Source organism: Bradyrhizobium embrapense (genome assembly GCF_001189235.2).
Taxonomy (GTDB): Bacteria; Pseudomonadota; Alphaproteobacteria; order Rhizobiales; family Xanthobacteraceae; genus Bradyrhizobium; species Bradyrhizobium embrapense.
The window spans coordinates 110,298-127,322 of sequence record NZ_LFIP02000008.1 but is presented as its reverse complement, the minus strand read 5'-3'; the positions used below and the strand labels follow the sequence as shown (position 1 = coordinate 127,322).

The 17,025-nt window shown below is 66.2% G+C and carries 13 protein-coding genes; 2 read left to right on the top strand and 11 right to left on the bottom strand.

What is annotated here, in order from left to right; genetic code table 11:
- The first annotated feature begins 42 nt into the window (after positions 1–42).
- On the top strand, positions 43–1,284 hold the full coding sequence (locus AKN83_RS29125; protein ID WP_050404252.1) for an amidohydrolase family protein: 1,242 nt from the start codon (positions 43–45) through the stop codon (positions 1,282–1,284).
- A gap of 336 nt (positions 1,285–1,620) precedes the next feature.
- Positions 1,621–2,835 (top strand): mandelate racemase/muconate lactonizing enzyme family protein, encoded by a 1,215-nt coding sequence (locus AKN83_RS29120; RefSeq protein ID WP_050404251.1) that lies wholly within the window; start codon positions 1,621–1,623, stop codon positions 2,833–2,835.
- A 177-nt stretch (positions 2,836–3,012) separates the two neighbouring features.
- On the opposite strand, the gene AKN83_RS29115 is transcribed toward AKN83_RS29120, so the two are convergent.
- The 11 genes from AKN83_RS29115 to AKN83_RS29065 form a co-directional block, all read right to left on the bottom strand.
- Entirely contained in the window at positions 3,013–4,245 is a 1,233-nt protein-coding gene (locus AKN83_RS29115) for an ABC transporter substrate-binding protein (protein ID WP_050404268.1), read from the bottom strand.
- 106 nt (positions 4,246–4,351) lie between these two features.
- Entirely contained in the window at positions 4,352–6,391 is a 2,040-nt protein-coding gene (locus AKN83_RS29110) for a hydantoinase/oxoprolinase family protein (RefSeq protein WP_050404250.1), read from the bottom strand.
- Between the two features lie 7 nt (positions 6,392–6,398).
- The gene (locus AKN83_RS29105) at positions 6,399–8,057 is read right to left on the bottom strand and encodes a hydantoinase B/oxoprolinase family protein (RefSeq protein ID WP_050404249.1); all 1,659 of its coding nucleotides are present in this window, start codon (positions 8,055–8,057) and stop codon (positions 6,399–6,401) included.
- Positions 8,058–8,086: 29 nt separating this feature from the next.
- Entirely contained in the window at positions 8,087–9,346 is a 1,260-nt protein-coding gene (locus tag AKN83_RS29100; RefSeq protein ID WP_050404248.1) for an MFS transporter, read from the bottom strand.
- Between the two features lie 156 nt (positions 9,347–9,502).
- On the bottom strand, positions 9,503–10,348 hold the full coding sequence (locus AKN83_RS29095) for a CmcJ/NvfI family oxidoreductase (RefSeq protein ID WP_050404247.1): 846 nt from the start codon (positions 10,346–10,348) through the stop codon (positions 9,503–9,505).
- Positions 10,349–10,747: 399 nt separating this feature from the next.
- Positions 10,748–11,689, bottom strand: coding sequence for an ABC transporter substrate-binding protein (locus tag AKN83_RS29090; RefSeq protein WP_050404246.1), 942 nt, complete (start codon positions 11,687–11,689; stop codon positions 10,748–10,750).
- Entirely contained in the window at positions 11,686–12,780 is a 1,095-nt protein-coding gene (locus tag AKN83_RS29085; RefSeq protein ID WP_050404245.1) for an LLM class flavin-dependent oxidoreductase, read from the bottom strand. Before AKN83_RS29085 ends, AKN83_RS29090 begins: the two co-directional genes overlap by 4 nt.
- A gap of 33 nt (positions 12,781–12,813) precedes the next feature.
- A complete protein-coding gene (locus AKN83_RS29080) occupies positions 12,814–13,986 on the bottom strand; it encodes an acyl-CoA dehydrogenase family protein (protein ID WP_050404244.1) in 1,173 nt (390 codons plus the stop codon).
- On the bottom strand, positions 13,980–14,777 hold the full coding sequence (locus tag AKN83_RS29075) for an ABC transporter ATP-binding protein (protein ID WP_050404243.1): 798 nt from the start codon (positions 14,775–14,777) through the stop codon (positions 13,980–13,982). The genes AKN83_RS29080 and AKN83_RS29075 overlap by 7 nt, the downstream gene beginning before the upstream one ends.
- Complete coding sequence (locus AKN83_RS29070) at positions 14,771–15,787, bottom strand: ABC transporter permease (RefSeq protein ID WP_050404242.1); 1,017 nt, start codon at positions 15,785–15,787, stop codon at positions 14,771–14,773. Before AKN83_RS29070 ends, AKN83_RS29075 begins: the two co-directional genes overlap by 7 nt.
- Positions 15,765–16,862 (bottom strand): ABC transporter substrate-binding protein, encoded by a 1,098-nt coding sequence (locus AKN83_RS29065; RefSeq protein WP_430641584.1) that lies wholly within the window; start codon positions 16,860–16,862, stop codon positions 15,765–15,767. The genes AKN83_RS29070 and AKN83_RS29065 overlap by 23 nt, the downstream gene beginning before the upstream one ends.
- Positions 16,863–17,025: the final 163 nt, after the last annotated feature.

Genomic DNA, 17,025 nt, shown 5'->3' with positions numbered 1-17,025 from the left:
TCCCTTCCGCTAGGCTCAAACCAGCCCATGTCGCCTCCTCCGATGAACGCGAAACCTGCCTTCGACTTGGTCCTCCGTCGTGCCGCGACGCGCGGCTCCGCGTCGGCGGTCGATATCGGCATCGCCGATGGCCGGATCGCCGCGATCGCGCCGCAGCTGGCCTGCGAGGCCGTCGAGGTCGATCTGGGCGGACGGCTGGTGCTGCCGGGCTTCGTCGACACCCATATCCACCTCGACAAGGCCTGCCTGCTCGGCCGCTGCGGCCACGACCACGCCAGCCTCGCGGAAGCGATCCGCGCGGTGTCGGCCATGAAGCGCGACTTCACGGTCGAGGACGTCTATGCGCGCGGCTCGAAAGTGATCGAGCGCGCGATCACCGCGGGCACCACGCGAATGCGGAGCCATGTCGAGATCGATCCGCGGATCGGCCTGCGCGGCTTCGAGGCGGTGAAGGCGCTGAAGCGCGACTATGCCTGGGCGCTCGATCTGTCGCTCTGCGTCTTCCCGCAGGAGGGCCTGACCAACGATCCCGGCGCCGACGAGTTGCTGGTTACGGCCCTCAACGACGGCGCCGAAGCGATCGGCGGCTGCCCCTATGTCGACACCGATCCGAACGCGCACATTGCGCGCATCTTCGATCTGGCGCAGGAGTTCGACATCGACGTCGACTTCCATCTCGACTTCGACCTCGATCCGTCGTGGTCGCACATGGAGGAGGTCTGCCGGCAGACCGAGCGGCGCAACTATCAGGGACGCGTCGCGATCGGGCACGCGACCAAACTATCCGCATTGCCGCCTGACAGCCTGAGGGCGGCCAGCGCGCGGCTCGCCGCGGCCGGCGTCGCGGTCACCGTGCTGCCGGCGACCGACCTCTATCTGATGGGGCGCGACGCCACCCACAACGCCCCGCGCGGCATGACCGCCGCACATCGGCTGGTCGCCGATGGCGTGCTCTGCTCGGTCGCGACCAACAACGTGCAAAATCCCTTCACACCGTTCGGCGATGCCTCGCTGCTGCGGATGGCCAATCTCTACGCCAACGCCGCGCATGCCGGAATCGGCGAGTTCGACACCTGCCTCGACCTCGTCACCGAACTGCCGGCGCGGCTGATGAACCTCAGGGATTACGGCATCGCGGTCGGCCATCCCGCCGACATCGTCGTGCTCGACACCGACAGCGGAACCAACGCCATCGCGGAACTGCCCGACGTGCTGATGGGCTTCAAGCGCGGCCGCAAGACGTTCGAACGGCAGCGGCCGACATTGTTCCGGCCTCAGAGCTGAACACTCCCTCACCGTCATCCCGAGGAGCCGCGAAGCGGCGTCTCGAAGGATGCACGGCCCCGCTAGACCCACACGGAGAGAGCCGGCCGTCGACCCTTCGAGACGCGCGCAAGAGCGCGCTCCTCAGGGTGACGGCTGGTGCATACGTTCCCTCCCCGTCATTGCGAGGGTAGCGAAGCAATCCATCGCATCGCTCGGGGAAAGTTGGATTGCTTCGTCGCTTACGCTCCTCGCAATGACGGGGCTGCATTGTCGCCCTGCCCTGGCGCGAATTGACGCCTCGGCCGATCCGTTGTTGGTACTTCCCAACATCAACAACGGCCCGGGCAGGAAACCATGAGCAAATCCACCACGATCAAAAGCGTCGAGACGCTCGCCTGCGATGCCGGCTGGCGGAATTATCATTTCGTCAAGGTGACGACCGCGGACGGGCTGGTCGGCTGGAGCGAATATGACGAAGGCTTCGGCGCGCCCGGCGTGACCGCGGCGATCGAGCGGCTATCGGCACGCGTTGTCGGCAAGAACGCGTTCGAGCACGAGCGGATCCATGTCGAGCTGTTCGCCGCAACCCGCCCCGCCGCCGGCGGCGTGGTGGCGCTGGCGTTAGGCGCCATCGAGAACGCGCTGCTCGACGTCAAGGCCAAGGCGCTCGGCGTGCCCTGCTACGATCTGCTCGGCGGCAAGATCCGCGACCGCGTGCGGGTCTACTGGTCGCATTGCGCGACCTGGCGCATCAATCACCCCGACTGGTACAAGCCCGCCATCACCGACCTCGACGGCGTCAAGGCGATCGGCGCCGAGGTGCGCGAGAAGAAATTCTCGGCGATGAAGACCAACATCTTCGTCTACACGGACGGCAAACCGCAAGGCTGGCGCCCCGGCTTCGGCTCGCCGTTCCAGCCCGAGATCAATGTCGATCGAACCGTGCTGCGCAATCTCTGCATGCATCTGGAGGCGATCCGCGACGGCGCGGGGCCGGATGTCGACCTGCTGCTCGACCTCAACTTCAACGCCAAGACCGAAGGCTATCTGAAGATCCTGCGCGCCATCGAGAAGATGGACATGTTCTGGGTCGAGATCGACACCTTCAACCCGCAGGCGCTCGGCTATATCCGCCGCCAGAGCCCGCACCCGATCTCATCCTGCGAGACGCTGCTCGGCCTGCGCGAATTCCTGCCCTACTTCTCCGAGCAGGCGATGGACGTCGCGATCATCGACACGCCGTGGAACGGGGTCTGGCAATCGATGAAGATCGCCGCCGCCGCCGAGCATTTCGAGGTCAACGTCGCGCCGCATAATTTCTACGGCCACCTCTGCACCATGATGAACGCGCATTTCTGCGCCGCGGTGCCGAACTTGCGGATCATGGAGACCGACATCGATCGGCTGGCCTGGGACCACGAGCTGTTCACCCACGTGCCGGAGTTCGTCGACGGCCATCTCGTGATCCCGGATCGCCCGGGCTGGGGCACCGAGCCGAACGAGGAAGGCCTGCGCGCGCATCCGCCGAAGAACAAGGGCGGGCTGTTGAATTACGGGTTGAAGAAGTAGCGCTTATCGCCAACAGCACCACTTTTGCTCCGTCATCCTGAGGTGCGAGCCTTGCGGCGCAATTGCGCCGCTGGGCGAGCCTCGAAGGATGCACGGCCACCAGCCGGGGCCGTCGCCCCTTCGAGACGGCCGCTGCGCGGCCTCCTCAGGGTGACGGTGTTGGAGCGGCTGCGGTGCTCAATTATCCTCGCGCACCGGTGTGAACGCGCTCTCGATCACGTCGCCGATCGGCTGCCAGGCGTTGCCGTCGAACTGCACCAGCCGCATCTGCTTGATCGGGCGGAAATCCTTCGGCCCGGTGTTGATCACGATCCCGGGCAGCGCGATCGGACTTTGATAGTCCTTCAGCGAGGCGGCCTGCCGCATGATGTTCGCGCGCGACAAATCGTCGCCGCACTGGCGCAGCACCTGCATCAGCGTGTCGGCGGCGGCATAGCCGAACACGGCGTAGATGTCGTCCTTGTCGCCGTCGGGATAGTACTTGTCCATGAAGGCGTCCCATGCCTTGATCTGCGGATCGTTCTTCCAGGAAGCGTCGCCGGCATCCTTCAGGAACGAGGTCGAGATCACGCCCAGAGAATTCTGCAGGCCAGCTGGCTGCAGCGCGCTGGCGATCGAGGCCGAGGCATTGTCGAGGATGAACACCGGATGCCAATCCATCCCGGCCACGACGCGGATCGCGCGCGCCGCGATCGCCGGCGCGCCGTCGAAAACGAGGATGTCGGCGCCGGAGTCCTTCAATATCCCGAGTTGGTTCTCGATCCTGGTCTCCGATGCGTCGAAGGCGAGATCGGCGACGATCATGCCCGCGGTATCGCCGAGCCCTTCTTGCAATCCCCTGAACAGGTCGCGGCCGAACTGGTCGTTCTGCCACAGCACCGCGATCTTGCGCGAGGGATACGCCGCCTGGATGTAATTGGCGTAGATGCGGCCCTCGGCGCGGAAGGTCGGCTGCCAGCCCATGGTCCAGGGAAAGGTTTTCGGATGTGCCCACTCCTCGTCGCCGGAGGCGACGAACAGCTGCGGGATGTTCTTCTCGTTGAGGTATTTCCGGACGGCGAGGTTGCTCGGCGTGCCGAACGAGCCGAACATCAACAGCACGTCCTGCTTCTCGACGAGATCGCGGGTCTGCTCGACTGCGGTCTTCGGATTGGAGCTGTCATCGACCGAGATGAACCTGACCTTGCGGCCGTTGATGCCGCCATGCTCGTTGACCATGTCGAAATAAGCCGCTTCGGCGCGCCCGATGGTCGCGAACGCCGCGAGCGGCCCGGTGTAGGGCATCACGTTACCGACGCGGATCTCGCCGCCGGCCGCGTCCTGCGCCTGCTGGGCGTGCAGCGGCGCCGACGCGAGAACAGCTGCGAAGGCCAGTGATATCGAAAGCGCAGTTTGTCTTGTTGTTTGCATCAACATCGCCACAACGCCGGCACCGACCGGCGCTCCCTCCCAGCGCGCAGAGCTTATCGCCCAAGCCAATGCCGGAAAAATGAATTGTTGATGGCGGAGACGGCGCTCAGCGCAATGTTATGTCGAGCCAGCCCAGCGGGTTGACCGTAACACGATCACCGCTGTCGACCAGAACCGTGGTGGTTTCGGCCTCGATGATCGCGGGACCGGCCAGCGCATGGCCGGGCTTGAGATCGTCGAGCGCATAGACGGGCACCTCGCGCCAGGCGCCGAGCCAGGCCTGCCGCTTGCCGCGCGGCGCGCAGGGTGCGGCTGAGGCAGCCTCACCAATGTCGCCGCCGCCGGGCGCCACCTTGCCGACCGCGGCCACGCGGGCGTTGACGAACACCACCTCCTGCCCGCGCGAGGCATAGGTGTAGAGGTCCTCGTGGCGGCGATGGAAACGCTCCTCGATCTGCGCCACGAGATCCGCGGCGCAGAGGTCGAGGTCGCCGAGCGGCACGTCGATTTCGAACACCTGCTCGCCATAGCGCATCTCGGCCGAGCGCTCGATCGCGATGTCGCCCTTGAACCAGTCGCGCAAGCGGCCGGCCGCCTGCTCTTCCAGTCCGGCGAACAGCGCCCTCACCTCGTCGGCGGAAATGCGCCCCGTGCCGTAATGGGTCCGGCTGACCTCATAGCGCAGATCGCTGGTCAGCATGCCCCAGGCCGACAGCACGGAGGCGACCGTCGGCACGATGATGCGCTTGATCTCGAGCTCGCGCGCGACCTCGGCCGCATGCATGCCGGCGGCGCCGCCGAAGCTGAGCAGCGCGAATTTTCGGGGATCGACGCCGCGGCGCAAGGTCATCAGGCGGATGCCGTCGGCCATCTTCAGGTTGATCATCTTGTAGATGCCGGCGGCAGCCTCGATCCGCGACAATTCGAGCGCTTCGGCGATGCGGTCGACCGCGGCTTCCGACGCCGCGCGATCGAGCGGCCGTGCGCCGCCCATGAAGGCGCTCGCATCGAGATAGCCGAGTACGACGTTGGCATCGGTGACGGTCGCGGCCGTGCCGCCATTGCCGTAGCAGGCCGGCCCCGGCACCGAGCCCGCGCTCTCTGGCCCAACCCGGAGCGTGCGGCTGCCATCGACGCCGGCTATCGAGCCGCCGCCCGCCGCGATGCTGGCGATGTCGAGGCTGCGCAGCGCGATGCGCTGGCCGGCCAGTATGCCGTCGGCCGACAGCGACGCCTCGCCGTCTGCGATCAGCGAGATGTCGGTCGAGGTGCCGCCCATGTCGAACGGCACGAGATCGGGAATCCCGAGCATCTCGGCGCAGCGGCGGCTGCCGGAGATGCCGCCGGCCGGCCCCGACAGCACGGTGCCCGCGGCAAGCCGCGAGGCTTCCTCGACCGGCGCCATGCCGCCATGCGACAGCACGACGAACAGCGAGCCCTTGAAGCCGGCCTCGTGCAGGCTGCGCTCCAGATTGGTGAGATAGCGCCGCACCGTCGGCGCGACATAGGCGTTCACGATCGTGGTCGAGACGCGCTCGTATTCCTTGATCTGCGGCAGCACGTCGCTCGAGCGCGACACGCTGACATCGGGCAGCTCCTTGCTAAGCCGCTCGACCGCGGCGAGCTCATGCGCCGGATTCAGATAGGCGTGCAGGAAGCAGACCGCGACGGAGTTCGCGCCCGACCGCTTCACCTCGGCGATGACATCGCCGAGTGCCGTCGCATCGAGCGCAACCGCGGCGCTGCCGTCGGCCTTCAGCCGCTCGCGCACGCCGAAGCGCCGCTCGCGCGGCACCAGCGGCTCGGGCGGCGGCGTGCGCAGATCGTAGCGATCCGGCTTGAGTCCCTCGCGCATCTCGACGACGTCGCGATGGCCCTCGGTGGTCAAGAGCGCGACTTTGGCGCCCTTGCGTTCCAGCAGCGCATTGGTCGCAACCGTCGTGCCGTGCACCAGCCGATCGGTCGCAGCCAGCATCGCCGCGCGCGTAACGCCGAGGCGGCGCGCCAGCTCTTCGAGTCCCGCCATGACGCCGACCGACTGATCGGCCGGCGTGGATGGTGATTTCGCGAACACGGTGCGCCCGGTTTGATCAGTCGCAACCAGGTCGGTGTAGGTGCCGCCGACGTCAACCCCAATCGTGTACATCGCTGCCCTATAACGCCTTCGAAACCAGACCTTGAGCCGCGTCGCGCGCCCGCGCCTCCGCTGATCGCTTCTCGGGCGGCCCCCAGCCCCCACCGCCGGACGAGCGGATCTCCAGGCAATCGCCGGGGCGCAGCTCGATGCCGACCTCCTTGGTCTTCAGCACCCGCGGCGCGCGGCCTTCCGACAGGAGGCGGTAGCGATGCGGCTGGCCGTCCTTGCCGCCCAGCATGCCGCAGGGGCCGTGGCGCGCGCCGTCGCCGGCGGTGTTGCCCTTGGCGAGTTTCTCAGTCTCCAGCACCATGTCGAGCGCGACGCCGAGGCCGCCGCGATGCTGGCCGTCGCCACCGGAATCCGGTCGGAACTCGTGCTGGCGGAAATGCAAGGGAAAGCGCACCTCGGCAACCTCGATGCTGCCAAATTTGAGTCCGCCCACCGAGTGCCACTCACCGATCGAGGAATAACCGTCACCGCCCGGCGATGCGCCGCCGCCGGGCCGTGCCTGGAACATGTGCCAGATGAAATTGCGCCCGTTGCGCGGATCCTCGCCCTGGATCGCGATGCGGAATCTGCGGCCCCAGCCGCCCATCACGCGATCCGGGCAGGACGCCGACATCGCCTTGATGATGGCCTCGACGATCTCGTTGGAGGGATGGCTGGTACACAAGGTCACGGGACGGCCGGGATCGGCCCACACGATGGTGCCTTGCTTCGCCACCACCTTCAGCGGCCGCAGCGCGCCGGTGTTCTTCGGGATATCGGCGTCGATCAGATAGGCAAACGCCATCGCGACCGCAGCCTGCATGTTGGCATGCGACGAGTTGACGAAACTGGTCGACTGCGGATCGGAACCGGTGAGATCGACCTCGATGTCGCTGCCTTTCTTGGTCACCTTGGCTGCGATCTTGATGTCGGTACGGCCATGGCCGTCGTCGTCGAGCAGCGCCTCGCCGTAGAATATGCCATCCTTCCAGCTCGACACCACCGCGCGGGTCTGCTGCTCGGTCGCGTCGAGAATGGCCTCGATCGCGGCTTCGACGGTCTCGACGCCGAACTCGCTGAACAGCTTTGCGACGCGGCGCTCGCCGAGATGCGCGGCACCCAGCATCGCCGCAAGGTCGCCGCGGAATTCACGGGGGTTGCGGATATTGAGCGCCAGCAGGTCCAGCAGGTCCTCGCGCGGCTTGCCGGCCTCGTAGAGCTTGATCGGCGGAATCCGGATGCCTTCCTGGTAGATCTCGGTCGCGGCCGGATTGTAGGCGCCATGGGTGGCGCCGCCGATGTCGCTCTGATGCGCGCGCACGATGGTCCAGAGCAATCGCTTGCCGCCGTCGAACACCGGCACGAAGGCGGTGAGATCAGGCAGATGGCTGCCGCCCTGATAGGGGTCGTTGAGCAGAATGACGTCGCCGGGCGCGACATCCTTGAAGCGTTCCTCGACCGCGAGCGTCGCCCACGGCAGGGCGCCGACATGCACCGGGATATGGTCGGCCTGCGCGATCAGCCGCCCGCTGGTGTCGCAGATCGCCAGCGAAAAATCGCGGCTGGAATTGAGGATTTGCGAATAGGAGGTGCGAAGCATGGCTTCGCCCATCTCCTTCACGATCGACGACAGGCGGTGCTGGACGACGGAACGGGTGATCGGATCGATCTTGGCAGGCGTGGACACGTGATTTCCGGGAGCGGTGGAACAGACCGCTATCTTATCGCCACCGCCGCCGAGGTATAGAGCCAAAACAGCACGATCCCGATCACCAGCGCACCGGCGATGAACAGCAGCACCGCGGGCAGCCCGAACAGCGCGGCAACGCCAGCGGTGCTGAATTGCAGCAGCGCCGCGCCGAGGAAGAACGCGAGATTGACCGACGACAGCGCCTTGCCGGTGTCCTTGGCGGCGACGAGTTGCCGCGTCATGCCGTAGATCAGCGGCTGCGCCGAGGTCGCAAACCCGATCAGAACCAGCAGCACCAGGTCATATTGCACCGGCATCACGGCAACGCCGAGCAGGTTCGAGACCGGGAAGTGCGGCGCGCCGGCGGCCATCAGCACCAGCAGCACCGCGGCAATGGCATGGGTCGACGCCACCATGGTGCGGCGATGCCCGAACTTGCGATCGATGGCGCCGATACAGGCCGGGCCAATGATCATCGCCAGCGTGAACAGGCCGAGCACATTGCCGGCCTCGATGCGGCTGAGCCCCTTTATATCCATCAGCCACGGCCCGCCCCATAGGCCGCGCAGCACCAGCGAGGCACCGAGCGACACCAGCGACAGCGCGATCAGTCCGCGCAGGCCGCGCGACAGGCCGAGCCGCAGCACCTCGGCCATCTGCAGCAAGGGCGAGGAATCATCGGCATGCGCCGCCGGCTGCCGCGGCACCAGCGCGAACACCGCGATCAGCACCACAATGCCGAAGCCGGCCGAGCCCCAGAAGCCGGCGCGCCAGCCGAACTGATCGACCACGAAGGCCAGCGGGCTTGCCGACAGCAGCATGCCGATATTGCCGATCGAGAGGATCAGGCCGGACCACAGGCCGAACTTCGCCGCCGACATCTGCTTGGCCGCCAGCGTCATCGGGCACATCAGCATGCCGGAGGTGGCGATGCCGAGCATCAGTTGCCCGAGCACGAAGCTCGCACGGCCCGTGGCGAGCGCCGAGACCAAAGTCCCGACCACGGTACCTCCGAGAAGGCTCAGCGACACCGGCCGCACGCCGAAACGGTCCATCGCGGCGCCAACCGGGATTTGCGAGGCGGCAAAGGAGAAATGATAGATCGAGGTGAGGCTCGCCAGCGCCTGCGGCGAGGTGCCGAAATCACGCGCCATCAGATCGAGGCTGATCGCAGGGATCGTGCGCAGCAGCGTCGACAGCATGTGGCCAGAGGCCAATGCCAGAAGTGCAAGGACCAGGGCGCGGAACCCGATCCCCGCTGCTTCCTTCGTCACCACGCCGTCCATGAGCAGCCCTTTCCCCGAGCAGTTGCGGGGGCGGGCGTAACATTATTGGGCTGATGGTGCCAACTTTGGCGGCAGAGCTGGTGGGTTCAGCCTATCCGCAGGCTCATCTCACCTCTCCCGCTTGCAGCGGGAGAGGGAGCGCACCTGTGATGACTGCTACTGCTTATGGAACACCAGCGTCCGCAGCTCGATGCTCTCGCGCGGCGCGGCGTCCGCAGGCGTGGTCGGGTCGACGAAGGCGGTATGCGGCCCGAACCGGGTCCGGCCGTCGGTCGCCGAATCGTAGCACTTCAGCAGGATCGCCTCGTCCGGCGTCATCTCGGGAATGTAGAACCAGCGATGGTTCGGATTGTACCTCACCGAATAGGTCTCGCCGCTGCGGTTCGGGTAGATCAGGTCGGACGCGACCAGATCCTCCGGGGCGACCGTGGTGCCGTCGGCCATCGCGAGCGGTGAATCGAGCAACGGGCCGCGGATCGGGCGCCACAGATTGATCACCTGGACGCGGCCCTTGACGAGTTGCTCTGCCTCGTCCGGCAAATGCTCGAACACCCGGTTGCGGCCGGAGACGGCGGTCTGGTCGACATGGACCCGGGTTGCCGGCTGGCGCGGGCCGCCGCCGCGGATATCGGCCGCACCTTCGACCCGCTTGCGCACGGTATGATCGAAGATGAAGACGCGATCCGCCTTCAGCGTTGCCTTGAGGAAGGCTTCGACGGCCGGGTAGTAGACGTTGCGGACTTCGTTGTCGTCGTAATAATCCTTCACGATGGTCGGATGCTTGACCAGCGCAAAACCCTCGCGATCGAGCGAGAAGCTGTCGGCGATCAGGCGCCCGTCGAAGATCGGGACATTGTGAGGTTCGGGCAGCGCGGTGGATTTGGGTTCGCCGGGCGGCGGATCGAAAGCGTAGGTCCGGGGCTTGCCCGGCGTCGGCGCGAGATAATTCAGTTCAGCGGTCACAAACGGCAGCGACTCGATGCGAGTTTCTTGAAGGCCCACGGTGATCTCCCGGACTCGATTGTTCGTCTGTTTGATCTTGGCGGTGCCGGACGACGCCGCAAGGGCGTCCAGAAAATAGCAACGTTGCTAGTCCCCCCGGTAAGAACCCGGAAAAATCCTTCCGGCGTCGCCATCGCGAAGTGGATGGTTATTTCGCGATCACGCCAACAGGCGCGCCCGCGGCTTACCCCTCTCCCCAGCCCTCCCCCGCAAGAGGGAGCCCGACCAATGTGTTCACCTCACGAAGGTAAACATCCTGCGCTAGCTGCATCGATGTGAGGAAGGCACCAACGGAAGGGTTTCCTCCTCCCTTGCGGGGGAGGGTTAGGGAGAGGGGGTGTCACACGCCGCGCTCTCTCAAGATGTGCAGCAAGCAGCAGAGATCGCGCATTCGCAAAGCTACAGCCCGGCGCCCTTCTCCACCGCCGCGCCAAACGACCGGTCGACGACATTGGCCGCGTTGATCTTCTGCCGGATCAGGCCCCAGCGGTCGTAGAGGTCGATGGTCTTCTGCTCGTCGGCCACCACGCTGTCGTCGATCGGCGCGATGCGGATCTTGGCCCGCGTCAGCCAGTTCACCGCCACCGCGGGCGGGATGTTCATCAGCCGGCCCCAGGTCGCAGCGTAGCCCTCGATATTGTTCTGCGACCAGGCGCGCGCGGCTGCAAGCCGCCGCACGAAATCCTCGAGCTCGGCGCGCTTGTCCTTGATGGCATCCGGCGTCGCGACCTGGAAGCCGAGACCGGGCGTGATGCCGTCGGCCGTGATGACGCGGCGCGACTTGAACAGCACCTCTTCCTGGCTGACATACGGCTCCCAGGTCGACCAGGCATCGACCGAGCCTTGCGTGTAGGCGACCTTGGCATCCGACGGCGCGAGGAACACGATCTGCACGTCGCTCGCCTGCCAGCCCTTGGATTCCAGCGCCGCCAGGATCAGTTGATGGCCGATCGAGCCGCGGCCGGTTGCGATCTTCTTGCCGCGCAGATCGTCGAAGCTCTTGATCGCGGAATTCTCCGGCACCACGATCGCAAGCCCGTCGCGCGATTGCCGCACCGCCGCGATCGCCTTGACCGGAATTTTCGCGGCAGCCGCGAACGTGAACGGCGCGTCACCGACGAGACCAGTGTCGATCGCGCCCGCGCCAATCGCCTCCAGCAGCGGCGCCGCGGCGGCGAACTCCTTCCACTCGATCCTGTAGGGAACGTCCTTGAGCACGCCGGCCGCTTCCATCACGGCCTGCGAATTGCCCTTCTGGTCGCCGACGCGCAGCGTCACTTGCGCGAAGGCGGCGTCGATGGCGGCGAGCGCAAGCGCCGCCGCGACAATGAGACGGATCATTCGGCGGCGATCCCGCGCTGCTGGTCGCGCGCTTCGATCAACTTGCGCGTGAGCGGGATCAGCTCGCGGCCATAGTCGATGGCATCGACCAGCGGATCGAAGCCACGGATCAGGAAATGGCTGACACCAAGATCATAGTAGTCCGCGAACACATCGGCGACCTGCTCGGGCGTACCGACCAGCGCGGTGGTATTGCTGTTGGCGCCGGTGAGCTTTGCGATCTCGGTCCACAGCCGCTTGTCGATGCGCGTGCCCTGATCGGCCAGCGCCAAGAGCCGCTTTGCGCCGTCGGTCGCGTGATTGGGACGACGGTAGCCGGTCTGGTCCTGCAACGCGGTGGCGCGCGCGAGGATATGCTCCGCCTTCGCCCATGCCTTCTCCTCGGTGTCGGCGAGGATCGGCCGCACCGACAGGCTGAAGCGCGGCGTCGGCCGGCCGTGCTTGGCCGCCGCGGCGCGAACCCGCGCGGTGACGTCGCGCACCTGCGCATAGGATTCGCCCCACAGCGCGAACGTGTCGGCATGCTTGCCCGCGACCTCGACCGCAGCGTCCGAGCCGCCGCCGACGAAGGTGTAGATGCCGCCCTTCTGCAACGGCTTCACCTGCGAGAAGCCGTTTTCGACGTTGTAATACTTGCCGCTGTAGTTGAACGGCTTCTCGCTGGTCCACTCCAGCCGTACGATATCGAGGAACTCGCTGGTGCGGGCGTAGCGCTCGTCCTTGTCGTCGAGCGTGTTGCCGTCCTGGCGCAGCTCGATGGCGTTGCCGCCGGTGATGACGTGCAGCGAGACGCGGCCGCCATAGAACTGATCCAGCGTCGCAAGCTGGCGCGCCAGCAGCGTCGGCGCCGTGAAGCCCGGCCGCTGCGCGATCATCACTTTCAGCTGCTTGGTGATAGTCAGGACATGCTGCGCGACCTGCAGCGCATCGGGCGTGGTCGAGTGGAACGCCAGCAGCGCGCGGTCGAAGCCGGCGAGCTCATGGGCCTTCGCCACCGTCTCGATATAGGGCGGATCGAGTACCGGGCCGGACCGGACGATGGTCTCGGACGAATTGTTGTTGGTGATGAAGCCGATGAACTCGACCGGCATGACTGGCAACTCCGTTGTTGTTGGCTGTTGTTTTCAGACGCCCAGCGCGAAGCGTCCGGCGGAGACGCGGGTGGCATCGTCTTGCGGGGTATGGACGCGGCCGCACAGCACGTCGCGGTAGTGCCGCTCCAGCGGGTTGGTTCGCGACAGGCCGTGATTGCTGGTCAGCGACAAGGCATCCTCCACCACTGCTGCGGCGTTATTGGTCACCGTCAGCTTGATGATGTTAGACTCGATCGCGGACAGCGGGAAGCCGTTATCGAAATCGGCGGCGAAGCTGTCGATCAGGCGGGCATTGACCGCAAGCCGGGCCTCGATGCCGCCGACCACCTCCTGCATGCGCAGCAGCGTCGCCAGCGGCGCGCCGAGGTTGGCCGGCACCCGCTCGGTGAGGAACTTGACCAGCCAGTCGCGCGCGGCGCGGGCGATGCCGTCATAGATCGCGGCGACGAAGATCGCGTGCACGGTCGCCTGGGTGACGTCAGGAACCTTCCAGTCGTCGGGCTTGCGGACGTCGATCTCGTAATCCAGCGGGAACACGACGTCGTCGAAGACCACGGTGTGGCTGCCGCTGGCGCGCAGGCCGAGATGATCCCAGGTCTGCTCGATCCGCGTTCCCGGCAATCCGGCAGGAACCAGAAACAAGCCGACACGGGCGTCCTGCTCGTCGGTCTTCGCCCAGACCGAATACCATTTCAGGATCGGCGTGCCGGTCGAATAGATCTTGCGGCCGGTCAGCCGCCAGCCGGTCTCGGTGCGCCGCGCCGTGGTCGCGGGCAGGCCGCCGCGCGCGGGCGAGCCCAACTCGGGTTCGACGCGGAGCGCGTTGATCAACGCCACGCCCTCGACCGTCTCCTTCGCAAGCTTGCGCGACAGCCGGGTAGGCCAGCGCGTGCTGCGCGCCATCACCAGATGCTGGATGTAATGCATCGACAGCACCAGCGCGGTCGACGGATCGGCCTTGCCGATGATGCCGAGCACGCGCGTGGCATCGCGGGCACCGGCACCTGCGCCGCCGAGCGCGGCGGGTACCGTCAGCGCCAGCAGGCCTTCGCGCGAGAGATCGGCGAAATTCTCGAACGGAAAGCTGGCGTCGCGATCATGTGCGGGGGCGCGCGCGGCAAACACCTCGGCGAGCCGCAATGCGCGCGCGATGTGCTCAGGCTCGTTCGCTGGCGGCAGCTCCCGCGCCGCTGTCGTCACCATGTCGCCTCCAGTCCGAGCAGGCCGAGGATCTGCTTGCGCAGATCAGCCAAATATGGATCGCCGCGATGCCGCGGATATGGCCGGGCGACCGCGATGTCGGCCTTGATCCGCGCCGGACGATCGGAGAGCACGATGACGCGGTTGGCGAGCACCAGCGCTTCCTCGACGTCGTGAGTGACGAGCAGCGTGGTAAAACCCTTGCGCTGCCACAGCGCCACGAGTTCGGCCTGCATCGCGATCCGCGTCAGCGAGTCGAGCTTGCCGAGCGGCTCGTCGAGCACGAGGATCTTCGGATCATTGACCAGCGCGCGCGCCAGCGCCACGCGCTGCGCCATGCCGCCGGAAAGCTGGTGCGGATAGGCGTTGCGGAACGAGGACAGCCCGACCAGCTCGATGACGGCATCGACCCGATGCCGCTGCGCCTTCAGGATGCCCTGCGCTTCCAGCCCGAGCGCGACATTGTCCCACACCGAGCGCCACGGAAACAGCGTCGGGTCCTGGAACACGACGACGCGCGATGGATGCGGGCCGCTGATGCGGGCGTCATCCTCGCGCAGCGAGCCGCTGCGCGGCTTCTCCAGCCCTGCGACCAGCCGCAGCAGGGTCGACTTGCCGCAGCCGGACGGGCCGAGCAGCGCCACGAACTCGCCCGGCGCGATCGAAAGGCTGACGTTGTCGAGCACCGGCAAGGTTGTGCCGTCGATATCGAACGCGTGGCTGACGCCCTCGATATCGAGCTCGGCGCCGACCGCGGGATAGGTGATCGCCTCGGCTGCGGATTGCACTACCATTTGACGACGCCCTTCTGCCAGACCAGCAGGCGATCACGGGTCTTGAACAGCAGCGTGATCGCGCCGGAGCAGAGCAGCGACATCACGATCAGCGCCGCGTACATGTTGGCATAGGCCGCCCAGCCTTGCGCCCATTGCAGGTACCAGCCGAGGCCGGCCTTGACGCCGATCATCTCGGCGACCACGAGCACCGCAAAGGACGAGCCGAGCCCCATGAACAGGCCGACGAACACATGCGGCAGCGCGGCGGGGATCGCGACTTTCAGTACCAGGAACGACGGCTTGGCGCCGAGCGTGCGCGCGACGTCGTAATAGGCGCTGCTGACGCTTGCCACGCCGGACCAGGTCAGCACCGTCACCGGGAAGCCGGTGGCGAGCGCGATCAGGAAGGTCGAGGCGCTCCAGCTCGACGGGAAGGTGAAGAACGCGATCGGCAACCAGGCGGTCGCCGGCAACGGCCCGATGAAGCGCAGCACCGGATGCACCCAGTAGCCGATCTTCTGCGACCAGCCGATCGAGACGCCCGTGATGAAGCCGACGGTCGCGCCGATGATGTAACCGCCCAGCTGCAGCTTGATCGAGGCGAACACGCTGTCGAGCAGTTTCGGCAGATCGTCGGTATAGACCTCGAGGATCGACTGCGGCGGCGGGAAGAACGGCAGCGGCAGCCAGGCGAATTTCGCGGTCGCAACCTCCCACAGCGTGATGAAGGCGCCGAACGCCACCAGCCATGGTGCGCGCTTGCGCAGCGCCTGCCCGGCGCCGCCGAGATAATCGGCGCTGAACGTGCCGAACAGGATGAAGGCCGCGATGACGATCGCGCCGATGCCGAGCGAAGAGGTTCGCGACCAGTCGCCGACATCGGGCCAATAGAGGCATGACAGCCCGAACGCGAGCCAGACGAGGCTCGCCGCAAGCCCGACACCATAGCTGCCGGACAGATTCGAGAAGGTGACCGCGGCGCGCGGCGCGGCGGTGGCCGCCGTGTCAGACACTGAATACGTCGACATAGATCCGCTCCGCGAATTTGGCCGTGTCGGTGCTCTGCTTGAACACCTGCACCGATTTCAGGTCGTCGGCGTAGCCCTTGAGCTCGCGCTTCAGCACCTCGCCGGTCGGATGATGGTGATGAGTGTGGTAGCGCGCCATCGCCTCGAGATCGGCGAGGCTCGCCGCCTTCGGCGCATAGGGCTGGAACGACTTTGCCGCCTTGTCCGGATTCTGCGACGTAAACATCGCGGCATCGAGCAGCGCCTGGGTGATGGCGCGCGCGACATGCGGTTCTTCGCGCACCAGGCTGCCGCGCAGGCCGACGATGCAGCAGCTCTTGTCGCGGTACTCGCCGTCGAGGTTGGAGGCGACCTCTTTGTACTGCGTGTCCTTGAGCCAGAGATAGGCCAGCGGGTCCGACGACAGGAAGGCCTGCACCTCGCCCTTCTCGACCGCGACGTTCAGGAGATTGCCGGGATAGGCGCGCCAGTCGACATCCCTGACCGGATCGATGCCGAGCTTGGAGAGCTGGATCGAGAAGAAGTTCTTGTCAGGACCTGCGAGATCGCCGACCGCGACGATCTTGCCCTTGAGATCGGCGAGCTTGTCGACACCGGAATTGGTCCGGGTCAGGACGCGCATGCAGCCGCCATGGGTGCCGGCGGCGATCTTGACGTCGAAGCCCTGCTCGAGCGGCTTCAGCCAGCGCAGCGCCATGCCGAGCCCGGCATCGCTCTTGCCGGTGGCGATGGCCTCCAGCAGCTGGTCGGTCGAGCCGGAATAGTTGACGAGCTCGACGTCGAGATTCTGCTTCTGGAAGAAGCCGTGGTCGATGGCAACCGGCAGCGGCGCAAGGCAGACCGCGCCGGCGTTCCAGGACAGTTTCAGCTTGCGCGGCGCGCCGGTCAACGGCGGCGCATCGGATGCGGTCTTGCAGATCGGAAATTCGGAGAAATCGATCGCCGGCGTGATCGCGCGCGGCGCAAAGGCCTGTGCGTGATAGGCGCCGATCGGCGCGGCAAAGGCTGCGGCGGCGCCCGCGCGCAGCAAGGTGCGGCGATCCATCACCGTCTTCTTGTTGTTCGTCGACATCATCACTCCTGCATTTCGGCAAGGCTCCGCCCCGCACGCAGAAGGTCTCCGTCTGCGCGCCCCGTCGTTCGAAGCTCATGGTTCAGAAAAAGCGGATTTCTCCGGCGCTATTGCACTCAAAGCAACCCGGGAATGATGCGGCGCGGCAACTTCATCGTCAATGAAA

What these genes read in the sequence shown, in the direction of transcription:
- AKN83_RS29075 (WP_050404243.1), bottom strand. Translation starts at nt 14,777, where the DNA reads ATGGTAGTGCAATCCGCAGCCGAGGCGATCACCTATCCCGCGGTCGGC.
- AKN83_RS29085 (WP_050404245.1), bottom strand. Translation starts at nt 12,780, where the DNA reads ATGCCGGTCGAGTTCATCGGCTTCATCACCAACAACAATTCGTCCGAG.
- AKN83_RS29080 (WP_050404244.1), bottom strand. Translation starts at nt 13,986, where the DNA reads ATGGTGACGACAGCGGCGCGGGAGCTGCCGCCAGCGAACGAGCCTGAG.
- AKN83_RS29090 (WP_050404246.1), bottom strand. Translation starts at nt 11,689, where the DNA reads ATGATCCGTCTCATTGTCGCGGCGGCGCTTGCGCTCGCCGCCATCGAC.
- AKN83_RS29115 (WP_050404268.1), bottom strand. Translation starts at nt 4,245, where the DNA reads ATGCAAACAACAAGACAAACTGCGCTTTCGATATCACTGGCCTTCGCA.
- AKN83_RS29120 (WP_050404251.1), top strand. Translation starts at nt 1,621, where the DNA reads ATGAGCAAATCCACCACGATCAAAAGCGTCGAGACGCTCGCCTGCGAT.
- AKN83_RS29065 (WP_430641584.1), bottom strand. Translation starts at nt 16,862, where the DNA reads ATGATGTCGACGAACAACAAGAAGACGGTGATGGATCGCCGCACCTTG.
- AKN83_RS29070 (WP_050404242.1), bottom strand. Translation starts at nt 15,787, where the DNA reads ATGTCGACGTATTCAGTGTCTGACACGGCGGCCACCGCCGCGCCGCGC.
- AKN83_RS29110 (WP_050404250.1), bottom strand. Translation starts at nt 6,391, where the DNA reads ATGTACACGATTGGGGTTGACGTCGGCGGCACCTACACCGACCTGGTT.
- AKN83_RS29125 (WP_050404252.1), top strand. Translation starts at nt 43, where the DNA reads ATGAACGCGAAACCTGCCTTCGACTTGGTCCTCCGTCGTGCCGCGACG.
- AKN83_RS29100 (WP_050404248.1), bottom strand. Translation starts at nt 9,346, where the DNA reads ATGGACGGCGTGGTGACGAAGGAAGCAGCGGGGATCGGGTTCCGCGCC.